The organism is Yoonia sp. (assembly GCF_017854565.1).
Classification (GTDB): domain Bacteria; phylum Pseudomonadota; class Alphaproteobacteria; order Rhodobacterales; family Rhodobacteraceae; genus Yoonia.
The window spans coordinates 1-10,548 of the sequence record NZ_JAFMHJ010000064.1; the positions used below are offsets into that span (position 1 = coordinate 1).

The window sequence follows — 10,548 nt, forward strand, 5'->3', positions numbered from 1 at the left end:
CCGCAGCAAGACAATCTCACCACTTCCGTGGCTCACTTTTGCATTGCCGTTCTCACCTTGATAAGCGCACTCCGGACATCGCATACTTTGGCCACGCAGAGATACGAAAAGCGGCATGAACACACACCAGATGCATCTTAGACAAGCCGCAAACCTGTCCTAAAAAGCAGGACCACTTCAAATGGCCGCACGAAACCAGTTCGCTATCCTACACCCAGAACGGGTCAATAGATGACCCGTCAAACCTGCATGGGCGAGCCTCATACACAGAGTTTCGGATACTCCCTTTTTACTGCGCTTTTTCTTTTGTATAATGCTCACAAAAATCTCACACCGCGCTCTAACATAGCCAAGTCGCCCAGTTTTCAACGGGATGTGATCCCAGAATCCGGGCAGCCAAAACCTGTTAAATGAATCGGGAGCACCTGCGGTATTGAAACGTCAAAGACGCTCCACGATAACGCTCAGCTCGCGCATATTGCGACAATCAGTCTTGCGGTAGATCGAGTTGCGATGGGTTTCGACTGTGCGCACACTGATTGACAGCAGCTCTGCGACTTCCTTGGTCTTGGCGCCGCCTGCACAGGCTTCAACGACCTCCAGCTCGCGCGGCGACAGGCCATATATGTTGCCCGTGCGCGTAACATTGCGGCGCAAATTGGTGAATTGACGGATGTATTCATCAGGCACACAGGCATAACCCAGCTCGGCGGACCGCACTGCATTCAGCAGATCAACGACCCTTGCATCGCGTGGAACAAACGCGAGCGCACCCTCTGCCAGCACGGTGAATGCATCCGTAGCCGAGGCATCGGACGCCATTGCAACGACTTTTATATCGCTGTTGATCGCACGGATTTTGGCAAATGTGTCCAGACCAGACGGTCGCATGATGGACAGCCCCAGCACGAGGATATCTGGACTAAGCATCCTGCAGGCCTTGATCGTAGCGTATCCATCAGCGGCCTGACCGACAATATCGTACCCGCATTCGAGCTCAAGTTTGTTGGCAAGCCCTTCGCGTACGATTTCGTGGCTGTCAGCAACAACAATCCTAGTGCGCGTTTCCATTGATGCTCCCTGCGTATTTTTTTGGTCAGCCGCCAGACCCTGATAGCTTTTCGTCAAAGAATTCAACGGCTTCTCGCTATAATATATTTTGACTCGAAAACATGTTTGTTCCAATCAGTTGCGTGCCGGTTTTCCCTGTGGGCAACTACGTAAGACACTACGTAGTTGCGTATGGGAATGCAGCTTAGCCGAACAGCTCGTCGAACGCTGTCGTGAGCAGGGTGTAGTGCTGTGAGTCAAGCCCAGAGCCGAGTTCGGTACCTTGCGCAGCCGTGGCGAGGGCTGGTGCGCTCAACTCCAATCGGCCGTTTCCCGTGAACGAACGCCGCAAATTGGCAACTTCATCGGCACCTCTGACCTTGGCGACAACGAATGGTATCTTTTCATCTGGCGGTTGGTAGCGAATAACGACCGCACAGTCGGGTCCGAAAAACAGAAAGTTGCCATTTTTAGCACCGGGTTTTGTCGTTTCTTGCTGGGCCTCATTTCTAAGTCTGTTGCGCTCGCGGCGGACTTCGGGTGACCCAAAACTGTTTTTCTGTTCGCGTTTGACTTCGGTTTTTGTCATGCGCTGTTCATGTAGAAACTGATTTTTTTGAATCATTACTTCAATAGCAGCCGACTTAAGTATGATGGCAATAGCCGCGATCAGGATAATCCATACAAGCGGCACCGCGATGTCCGCCGTGCAAGCGCCAGCACATGTCGGTGAGGCCATAAAGCTTGGAAGCCACGTTTTTCCGATAAACGCGGCAACCATTAGCCATAACGCCACGCGGACCGCTGACACCGCGAGTTCCATCCAGCCACGGCGACCGAAAATACGTTTGAACCCGGACGTGACCGAAATCCGGTTTAGCTTTGGAGCGACCGGATCAAGGGAAAATACAAACCCACGGTTAAAAATGAGGGTCGTCAGAAAGCCGCTCAGAAATATGACGCCGACAAGCGGACCGACGGCAAAGAATATAGTCTGCCCCAGCTTTACGGATGCAATTGTTGATGCTTCTTCGAATGGTAATTGCATCAGTAATGGTGCCGCTTCCAAACTTGCGATCAACTGCTTCCAGATGGCCGGTGCCATGGTCGCCAATGCCAAAAGGCCGGCTGCGGTCGAAATGAGTTTGGCAACTTCCTGACCGCTGGGTATTGATCCCTTATCGCGTTGTTTACGCAGCTTCTGGGCACTGGCGGGGTTGGTTTTTTCCTCAGATTCACTCATTCAGCACTGCCTTCAAGAACGAAAAACCGTCGGCTGAAACGAGACCGATATCAGCGTTGATGATCCAAATCAGATAAGCGAACATTGGCATCAGGGACAGCGCAGCCAGGTTTTTCACTGCGAATGCGTGGTCATACAGCTTGATCTGTCGCCCAATGCGTGTTGCGACCGCCAAAGTGAAATCAATGAATATCAAGATGGCTAAAAGTGGCAATGCGGTCCTGATCGCTGTGACCAGCGTGGTTGTAAGAATACCAAATAGCAGCGTGGACGTTTCGAAGGCGACTAACGGAAACGGACTATTCAGCGGCCAAATTTGATAGCTTTTATATAGGTTTGCGACGGTTAACCACAATCCATCTGCGTTCACGAATGCCGCCATGCCGATCAATTGGAACAACAAGGCCGTTGATTCAAATGTTCCCCCTTCGGGGTCCTGAAAACCGCCGTCAGATTCACCTTTGTACACCGCGACAATTGATCCCGCATACCGCAAAGCCCAGAAGGGCAGGGTTGCCAGAAAACCCATGGCCATCCCAAGCATGATTTCCTTTGGTGCCAGCCAGGCAATACGCCCGAAAGTAGCTTGCGCGATGAGTAATTCAATATCCGGGATGGTGAGCGCAAGTGTCGGTAAGCCTAAAGCGATTGCAATCGAAATACGGACGGTACGCGCACCACGGAATGCCCAAGAAAACAACCCAAAGCCAAACAAAAGGCCCAGCGGTCGCAGGGTCACGACGAACAGGATCGGCATGACCTCTTCGATACCGTATTGCGAGATAATTCTGGCTAGATCGCCAATCATGCTATCGACCGACGATCACATCGAAGTCGTTAAAAATCTCGCGCGTCGAGGTCATGAGTGGCCCCGCGAGACTGGTGCCAGCCGCAAGCAAAACAACAGCAATCGAGGCGATTTTCACAGTTTGTGAAAGTGTTTGGTCTTGGATCTGGGTGACGGCCTGAAAGAACGAAATGATCAATCCCATCAGCGTCGCAACGGCCAGCGGCACGCCCGCCAACAAAAGTACATCAAGCATGAAACGGACGAGTAAGCTTCCAAAGGTGGCACCAAAATCCATAATTTACACCTGATATGTCAAAACGAGACCCTCAATGATCCGGGCCCAGCCGTCGACAAACACGAATGTGAGCAACTTAAAGGGTACGGATATGATATTTGGCTGCACCATTTGCATGCCAAGCGCCATGAGGATTGTCGTGACCGCAAGATCAATCGCCACAAAGGGCAAGAACAACAGAAAACCGATCTTGAAAGCCTCTGTCAGTTCACTGACCATGAAGGCCGGCAGTTGGATGATAAAATTGTTCTCATCGCCTTGCATCCCTGACCCAGCCCAAAGTTCATTCGCAGTATCAACAAAGAAACCAATGTGGACGGGGTCGATATGGCGCAACAGAAACGTCTGGAACGGACTGATCCCTGCATTCCAAAAAGCCAGCAATCCATCGACTGAATTGAAATCTTGGTCGACATTGAAAATCGCGTCAACGGATTCACGAAAAATTGGCAATGAAATGAACACAGACAACAGCACGGACAATGCCAGTAGCACGACGTTGGATGGCACCTGTTGCAGCCCGAGAGCTTGCCTGACGATCATAAAAACAACCGAAACCTTCACGAACGAAGTCAGCGTAACGACTGCCAATAGCAGAAAGCCCGCCAAAAACCCAATGACAAGGGGCGCTGTAAACGATTCCATTTGGCTCAGTTAACTTCTGTGATGCGAATTGCCATCTGCTGGTCAACCTTGACCAACTCGCCGCGCGCCAGTTGCAGACCATTTGCCGTCAGGACAACCTCAGTCATTTGTTCAATGTCAAACGGGACAACGGCACCGATGGCCATCTTTTCAAGTTCCGACAGTTTCATTTGTTTGCGTGCAAGTTCGATGCTCACAGTGACAGGCAGATCGAGTGCGTTAGCTTCGGCGTCTTGTTGGGTTTGCATCTGGCGTTTCCTCTTGATGGTCTTGAATTCTGCGCTGAATTTCATGCCAGCCGCAATAGCAGATACCTGCGCCTGACTTGCATTTGCGACCTGCAACCGCAGATCGGCTGCTTCAAACCATGCCTGATCGATCAAGAGCATGTCACCGGGAGTCAGCAGGTCAGCATCCTGGCGCATAATCTCAAAATTCTGGCCCCGAAGCACGCAGTCGAACGGAATTTGCTTGAGGTTCAAAAGCCCATGACCCATCCGGTCGCTTTTCCAAAGCGACGCGATGCGCAACAATAGCGTCTCAGACCCAGTCACGACAGCAGTGTGTTCGCCCAATTCCGGTATAGACAGCGCGAGACCAATACCCGCAGCCCGGCGGCGGCCCTGCGGCGCGGCATGATGCGCGATACTGACAGTCGGCGTATTCAGCGCGTTGGCCAATGAACCTAAAATCGGCATCAGCAGATATTCAAGGATAATAGGGTGCGCACCGACCGGATAGTCAGCGATATTGTCATCCAGCCCGCTTAGCCCCAGTGCCAGTGTCAGCATGTCGGTCGTGGCCCAGACTTCGACAATCTCGTCACCAATTTCGACTTTTGTCACGAATTGATCTTGGCCCAGCGGAACCGAAACAGGTCCACGCAATTCGATCTCGACATTGCCGATAGGAAGCGACAAAGACTGCGGTTTGGACGGCAGGACCCGCAACAAAGCTGGTTCCACTGGATGAATTTCCGGCAACGCCGGCCACTGATACGGTGTGATGACCGCCACTGCCGTACCCATTTCACTATGCTTTCCCATTGGTATTCCTTGCCGCCGATAGCTCTTGCATGGTTTCGTCCTCAATCATGTCGGAATGCGTTGATGCCTGTGCGCGCTGGTCTTGCAAAACCTTCTCAAGCGCATCCTTGGATCGCATGTCGGCAAGAAACTTTTTTGCCGCCCTTTCACGGTCCTGCGTGGCGATGTTGCGGCGATATGCGACCCGTTCGATCACCAGCTTGGCCCGCGACGCATCACGTCGGGCGCCGAAATTACCCAAGGCAACGCCTTCGATAAACCGACCCATATTTCTGACATCGGCGGCCTCTTCAAACCGGGCGCGCACGTAATTGTCTGCGACGTCGCTACAGTGATCGTAATGGTCCTGTGCGCGCCCTTCGGCCGTGCGTCGCTGCGTTTCCACATCCATCGCTTCAGAAAGCCGCAGGCGAGATGCGGTTTGCCGCGCTTCTTTGATCTGCATCAGGACGCTCAGGCGTTTGTCTGGGTAATTCATGCCAGAACCCGCCGCATCAGCTGCTGTATTTGTCTAAACTCCTGCGGGTTTCCCTCTTTTTGCTGGAGGAATTTTCGAATTTCCGGCATCGCCGCAATGGCCTTGTCGGCCTCGGCGTCGCCGCCGGTCTTATATTCCCCGATTTGCAAAAGCAGTTCGATGTCGCGGTATTTTGCCATCAATCCGCGCAGCTGCATTGCAACCTGGCGATGCGCGTCGGGCGTAACGGCGGGCATGATCCGGCTCAGGCTGTCCAACACATCAATCGCCGGATAATGACCCGATTCAGCCAGCTTGCGGCTCAATACGATATGGCCATCCGTCAGGCTTCGGACTTCCTCCGCAATAGGGTCACCCTGTCCATCGCCCTCGGTCAACACTGTATAGATCGCTGTAATATCGCCTTTTTCCGCACGCCCCGAGCGCTCAATAATGGCAGGCAGCGCGGGATAGACGGACGCCGGATAGCCGCGCCGCGTGGGTGGCTCACCAATCGACAGCCCGATTTCACGCAATGCGCGCGCCGTCCGCGTCAGGCTATCAATCATCAGCAGGACGGATTTGCCCTGATCGCGAAAATGCTCCGCCACGGCGGTTGCGGTGTGCGCACATAGCGACCGCTCGATCGCCACGCGGTCAGATGTGGCGGCCACGATAACCACGTGTTTGCGGGCTTTTTCGTCAAGATCCCGGTCGATGAATTCCCGCACTTCGCGACCACGCTCGCCCACCAGACCGATGACGACGACATCCGCATCTGTGTGGCGCGCAATTTGTGACAGCAGGGTCGATTTACCCGTGCCGGGCTGACCAAAAATGGCCATACGCTGACCCCGTCCCAGCGTCATTGGCCCGTCAATCACCCGCAGGCCCGAGATGAGCGGCTTGCAGATCATGGGGCGTGACATCGCGGGCGGGGCTGCGGATTTAATCGCACGCTCTTCTGTCAGGTTATTCAGCGGACCCCGGTCATCAATCGGTTGGCCAAATGCATCGACGACGCGCCCCAGCATTCCCGCACCGACACGCAGCGTCAGCGCGCGTCCGCTTTGCCGGATTTGCGCACCGACCTGCAAACCCGTCGTGGCACCAAATGGCGTCAAGATCACGTTGGATCCAGATAGCGCCGCGACCTCAGCCAGAAGCGGCGGCATACCCGCCCGGTCGATTTCGCAGACGTCGCCCAAATGCGCGCCCCGCATTCCGGCCTGAAGCACAGCGTTGGTCACGTTGTTCACACGGCCAATATGGCTTCTCACGGGCAATTGCGCCATGCGATCTTGCAGTTGGGGCAGGGATGTCAGCATCGGATCTATTCCCGTCCCATTTGCGGCGGTTGGGCCATTTCGCCAAGAACTTGCTCAAGGTTGGTGACGGTCGCCTTGATCGCGGTCGCAAGCCCCAATTTGACGAAGCCACCAGCGCCTTCAAGCATCATTTCGCCTTCTTTGAGGTTCGCATCGGGCAGGATCGAGGTCACAGCGGCAAATACATCCGGCCGATCGACCGCGAGCCGCTTGAGGTTAGCGAGGTCTGCGGTGTGGACCCGCAACATCAGCGAATGGTCGACACTCATCTCGGCCACCGCTTCACTCACCACGCGGGCGATCAGCACGTCAGTGTCGATCTGGCCGACGATCCTTTGCAGGCAACTGCCCACGAAGCCGACAAACCAAGGGGTCATCGTTTCGAATTCTGCCCTGATACTTGCGGCGGTATTTAGCATGTTTGCCAAGGCTTTGGCGCTTTGGATCATCGTCTGGTCGTCAATATATTGCCGCACCTGCGCGTCGGTCATATTGCGAACACGGTTCTCAAAACTCGTCTCTTGCTGGGTTGCCTGGGCCGTTAGCTCGGCTGCTGTAGCCTTTGCATCCGCGATAATGCGCTGCGCCGTTTCGCGTGCAGATTCCGTAATGTCAGCCGCCGCCGAAAACGTATCCTTGGCGACGCGGGTCGCACGATATTTGGGGGGTGCGTCGGTCATGCTACAAACAACTCCTGCGCAGTCTCATCAGACAAGGCACGCGAAACCAACAAAGACCGCATCAGACTCGGGCCCCGCGTCGTGGGCGGCTCTGGGTATAGCAACGTCAAACGGTCGATCAGCGTCCGATCAAACTGCGCCCACCAGGCATGCAGGCACAGCAGGCCTTCGACTTCGAGACTGGCCGCACTTGCAAGCGCTCCGACGACATTTACCGTTGTCTGTTCGCAATATTGCAGGATCAATGACAGCTCGTTGCGATCATGCAGATCATATTTTTGACGCACGGCGGCATTTGGCAGTTGCGGGGCAAGAACCGGTGCCAGCCATAGTGCGCCCAACAGGCGTAAAATCACCTCGGACCGGCATGAAAGCAGAAACTTCAGCTGTGGCCCTTTTTCGCCTTCGGGCATGTTGCCGATACCACTGTGACCGCGCACCTGTTGCATGATGAGCTGACCCACACGCTGTGAAAACCGCTCATTCGACATCATGTCCTCGGGCATCTTCTTGTCGGGAAAGGTGTTTGCCCATTGAACAGTCCAGTCGGGATGCAGCTTCATCTGGGCCGCAGTTCTGTATGGTGCCAAGGTAGCCATTACTTGTGTCCTTTGCCTGACATCGGCGCATCGCGCCGCAGCAAAATCATCAGCACCGCACCAAAGCTGAGCAGACCGACAACCATCAATATCTGACGCCAGAACCCGGCGACCAGCGCCTTGGTCCCGAAAATACCAGCCGACGAAACCGGCAGGCTCATGTTTTCCGCTGGCGCCATCATGATCGGGCCTCCGGCGGCAAACAATGCGACGGCCACATCATCGTAGTCCAGATTGGGCACTGCATGTGCGACAATCGACTTGATGGTGCTGACCTGCTTGGTGATATCAACGTCGCGGGGGTGCTCGATCGTGACGGATGCGGTCGCGGGGGGCGGCGTTCTGTCGTATCGGCCCTGTGGCGGCGACGTGATCAACACCCGCGCGGTTCTGATCCCGTCGAGACTGGTCAGCGTGTGCGACAGCTCTTGGTTCAGCGCGTAGACGTAGCGGGCTTGTTGTTCAAATGGCGTGGAAATAATGCCCTCGGCGCTGAACACATCGCCAAACGACTCAAACTTCTCCTGCGGCAGATTTGCCGCCCTCAGAAGCGTGACAGCCGCCGCGATATCAACCGATTCAACCGAGATCGTGTAAATACCTTTTTTGTCGCGCTCCCGGCTGGCGCCAATGCCTTCCGACGCAAGCACAGCGACCATTTCATTGGCCTCGCGCTCTGCAAGTTCGGAGTAAAGCACTTCCTTGCAGCCACCCAGTGCCAACGCCAGAAGTAAAAAAGTGCCCGCAAGCTTCATTTTTGAACGTTCGGCAATCATCCGATGGCTCCCTATATGGTCAGTTATTTCTACCGACCTTGGGGAACTTTCCCGCTGATGTCATTCAGTCCATCTACGTAGTGGAACGACGCCTACGTAGGCGGTTGCGTAGCGAGCGAAGGTCACACTACGGGGGTGGTCCAGCGAAATGCGGACCGAAAACGACGCGCAGCGGCCTTTTATTGCGCGTATTCCGCCCTTGGGGTCATGCGACACAGGGGTCTGATCCGGCTGAGTGCAGGATGACACCCTAAGCGATCCGGGCTGGGTTATTGAGGCCGCGCAACACTTGCTGCGCGACGATTCGTCAAGCGCCCGGGGGCACCCGTTACCAGAAGTCAAATGCATCCACGCCGAAGAGCGAGCATGTCTGATCAATCAAGCTGCCCCAAATGGCGTCGTTGGTAGACATATCCGATGCCGGCGCTGCGTCTGCCGCATAAGCATTGTCAGCAACAGTGACCCCTGGAGAAACGGCCGTTTCGACCGGATCAAGGTCGTGGAACACAAAGTCGATGTCGCCCGCATCATAGCCGGACCCTTCGATCTGGACACTGACCCTGAGTGTTGAACCGTCGACGAGTGCCAGTTGGTATGATTGACCAATTGTAGAGAAGCTGTCCGCGTCTCCGTTAAAGGTGACATCAGCGTTATATCCGTCCAGCGACCCATTGGTGATGTCGCCTGCATCTGACACGACCGCTCTCAAGGTCCAGTCGTGCTCGGATGTGCCAATCAGCGCGTCGGCTGACAGGGTGATATCGAAGGTTGCGGTGTAACCGCCGCCCCAGTTTGGATCATACCAATCGTTGAGGGATACAAGTTCAACCATCAGCGCAGGATCGCTGTTTGCGGGATCGCGTCCCGCTGGTGGCATCACAACAGGATCGAGATATTGGAAGGCGAAGTTGATGTCCCCCTCATCATAGCCAGACCCTTCGACCCTCACACTGGTCCGGAGTGTTGATCCCGACACCAATTCCAGCTGATAGGATTGGCCGACAGTGGAATAACTGTCTGTTGCGGCATCAAAGGTGATGCCGGCGTTGTATCCATCTAGCCAACCGCCATTGATGTCGCCGACATCAGACTGGACCTGTCGCGCTTTCGTGCTGCCCCCGGTGCTCGTTTAAGCCACCTTCCGTTCGAAAACGACCGGCCTTTTCCAGCCCAGTGCTGAATGGCGGCGGCGCGGATTGTAGAAGCCGTTGATGTATTCGAAGAATGCCATCTCGGCCTGCCGCCGCGTTTCCCATGTGACCGTCGCCAGATCAGCTCTGCCTTGATGGTCTTGAAGAACGTTTCGACGGCGGCATTGTCATAACCATTGCCTTTGCCGCTCATCCACTGCCCCGGCAGTGCATGTTTACATGCATGAGAGGGGGGAAAATTGGAAGCCATGTTGGCGCAGTATCTTCTGGTAGTCGTGCGAACAGTATTGGCTGCCACGGTCGCTGTGGAAGATACAGTCCTTGGGCGGTGATCGCAGGGCGATGGCCATCTTCAGTGCCCTGATCGCCAGATCGCGTTTCTTACGGTTGCTGTACCACTGCCCGGCAGTGCATTGCGCAGCAATGTCACGTTCCGGGGGGCAAAGCAATCGCGGTGGCCATCATGATTTGCCGCCGCGCTCTTGCGT

Annotated in this window: 12 protein-coding genes and 1 pseudogene; all 13 read right to left on the reverse strand. The window is 55.0% G+C overall.

Annotated elements, in window-relative coordinates; translation table 11 throughout:
- Window positions 1–441 precede the first annotated feature (441 nt).
- Window positions 442–1,071 (reverse strand): response regulator transcription factor, encoded by a 630-nt coding sequence (locus QZ196_RS16085; protein ID WP_296428247.1) that lies wholly within the window; start codon window positions 1,069–1,071, stop codon window positions 442–444.
- Between the two features lie 184 nt (window positions 1,072–1,255).
- Entirely contained in the window at window positions 1,256–2,293 is a 1,038-nt protein-coding gene (locus tag QZ196_RS16090) for an EscU/YscU/HrcU family type III secretion system export apparatus switch protein (protein WP_296428249.1), read from the reverse strand.
- Window positions 2,286–3,101: a flagellar biosynthetic protein FliR gene (locus tag QZ196_RS16095; protein WP_296428251.1), complete on the reverse strand. Its 816-nt coding sequence runs from the start codon at window positions 3,099–3,101 to the stop codon at window positions 2,286–2,288. The genes QZ196_RS16090 and QZ196_RS16095 overlap by 8 nt, the downstream gene beginning before the upstream one ends.
- Window position 3,102: 1 nt before the next feature.
- Window positions 3,103–3,378: a flagellar biosynthetic protein FliQ gene (locus QZ196_RS16100; RefSeq protein ID WP_296428253.1), complete on the reverse strand. Its 276-nt coding sequence runs from the start codon at window positions 3,376–3,378 to the stop codon at window positions 3,103–3,105.
- A 3-nt stretch (window positions 3,379–3,381) separates the two neighbouring features.
- The gene (gene sctR / locus QZ196_RS16105; RefSeq protein WP_296428255.1) at window positions 3,382–4,023 is read right to left on the reverse strand and encodes a type III secretion system export apparatus subunit SctR; all 642 of its coding nucleotides are present in this window, start codon (window positions 4,021–4,023) and stop codon (window positions 3,382–3,384) included.
- A 5-nt stretch (window positions 4,024–4,028) separates the two neighbouring features.
- A complete protein-coding gene (locus QZ196_RS16110; RefSeq protein WP_296428257.1) occupies window positions 4,029–5,069 on the reverse strand; it encodes a FliM/FliN family flagellar motor switch protein in 1,041 nt (346 codons plus the stop codon).
- Entirely contained in the window at window positions 5,056–5,547 is a 492-nt protein-coding gene (locus QZ196_RS16115) for a hypothetical protein (RefSeq protein ID WP_296428259.1), read from the reverse strand. The genes QZ196_RS16110 and QZ196_RS16115 overlap by 14 nt, the downstream gene beginning before the upstream one ends.
- On the reverse strand, window positions 5,544–6,854 hold the full coding sequence (locus QZ196_RS16120) for a FliI/YscN family ATPase (protein WP_296428262.1): 1,311 nt from the start codon (window positions 6,852–6,854) through the stop codon (window positions 5,544–5,546). Before QZ196_RS16120 ends, QZ196_RS16115 begins: the two co-directional genes overlap by 4 nt.
- 5 nt (window positions 6,855–6,859) lie before the next feature.
- The gene (locus tag QZ196_RS16125) at window positions 6,860–7,534 is read right to left on the reverse strand and encodes a hypothetical protein (RefSeq protein ID WP_296428263.1); all 675 of its coding nucleotides are present in this window, start codon (window positions 7,532–7,534) and stop codon (window positions 6,860–6,862) included.
- A complete protein-coding gene (locus QZ196_RS16130) occupies window positions 7,531–8,133 on the reverse strand; it encodes a hypothetical protein (protein ID WP_296428266.1) in 603 nt (200 codons plus the stop codon). Before QZ196_RS16130 ends, QZ196_RS16125 begins: the two co-directional genes overlap by 4 nt.
- Window positions 8,133–8,909: a type III secretion system inner membrane ring lipoprotein SctJ gene (gene sctJ / locus QZ196_RS16135; RefSeq protein WP_296428268.1), complete on the reverse strand. Its 777-nt coding sequence runs from the start codon at window positions 8,907–8,909 to the stop codon at window positions 8,133–8,135. The genes QZ196_RS16130 and sctJ overlap by 1 nt, the downstream gene beginning before the upstream one ends.
- Window positions 8,910–9,237: 328 nt before the next feature.
- Window positions 9,238–9,885 (reverse strand): hypothetical protein, encoded by a 648-nt coding sequence (locus QZ196_RS16140; RefSeq protein WP_296428270.1) that lies wholly within the window; start codon window positions 9,883–9,885, stop codon window positions 9,238–9,240.
- A gap of 153 nt (window positions 9,886–10,038) precedes the next feature.
- A pseudogene (locus tag QZ196_RS16145) lies at window positions 10,039–10,452 on the reverse strand (DDE-type integrase/transposase/recombinase); the annotation flags it as partial.
- Between the last annotated feature and the right edge of the window lie 96 nt (window positions 10,453–10,548).

Excerpts from the sequence above, each read along its gene's own strand:
- QZ196_RS16085 (WP_296428247.1), bottom strand. The coding sequence starts at position 1,071 with ATGGAAACGCGCACTAGGATTGTTGTTGCTGACAGCCACGAAATCGTA.
- QZ196_RS16090 (WP_296428249.1), bottom strand. The coding sequence starts at position 2,293 with ATGAGTGAATCTGAGGAAAAAACCAACCCCGCCAGTGCCCAGAAGCTG.
- QZ196_RS16095 (WP_296428251.1), bottom strand. The coding sequence starts at position 3,101 with ATGATTGGCGATCTAGCCAGAATTATCTCGCAATACGGTATCGAAGAG.
- QZ196_RS16100 (WP_296428253.1), bottom strand. The coding sequence starts at position 3,378 with ATGGATTTTGGTGCCACCTTTGGAAGCTTACTCGTCCGTTTCATGCTT.
- sctR (WP_296428255.1), bottom strand. The coding sequence starts at position 4,023 with ATGGAATCGTTTACAGCGCCCCTTGTCATTGGGTTTTTGGCGGGCTTT.
- QZ196_RS16110 (WP_296428257.1), bottom strand. The coding sequence starts at position 5,069 with ATGGGAAAGCATAGTGAAATGGGTACGGCAGTGGCGGTCATCACACCG.
- QZ196_RS16115 (WP_296428259.1), bottom strand. The coding sequence starts at position 5,547 with ATGAATTACCCAGACAAACGCCTGAGCGTCCTGATGCAGATCAAAGAA.
- QZ196_RS16120 (WP_296428262.1), bottom strand. The coding sequence starts at position 6,854 with ATGCTGACATCCCTGCCCCAACTGCAAGATCGCATGGCGCAATTGCCC.
- QZ196_RS16125 (WP_296428263.1), bottom strand. The coding sequence starts at position 7,534 with ATGACCGACGCACCCCCCAAATATCGTGCGACCCGCGTCGCCAAGGAT.
- QZ196_RS16130 (WP_296428266.1), bottom strand. The coding sequence starts at position 8,133 with ATGGCTACCTTGGCACCATACAGAACTGCGGCCCAGATGAAGCTGCAT.
- sctJ (WP_296428268.1), bottom strand. The coding sequence starts at position 8,909 with ATGATTGCCGAACGTTCAAAAATGAAGCTTGCGGGCACTTTTTTACTT.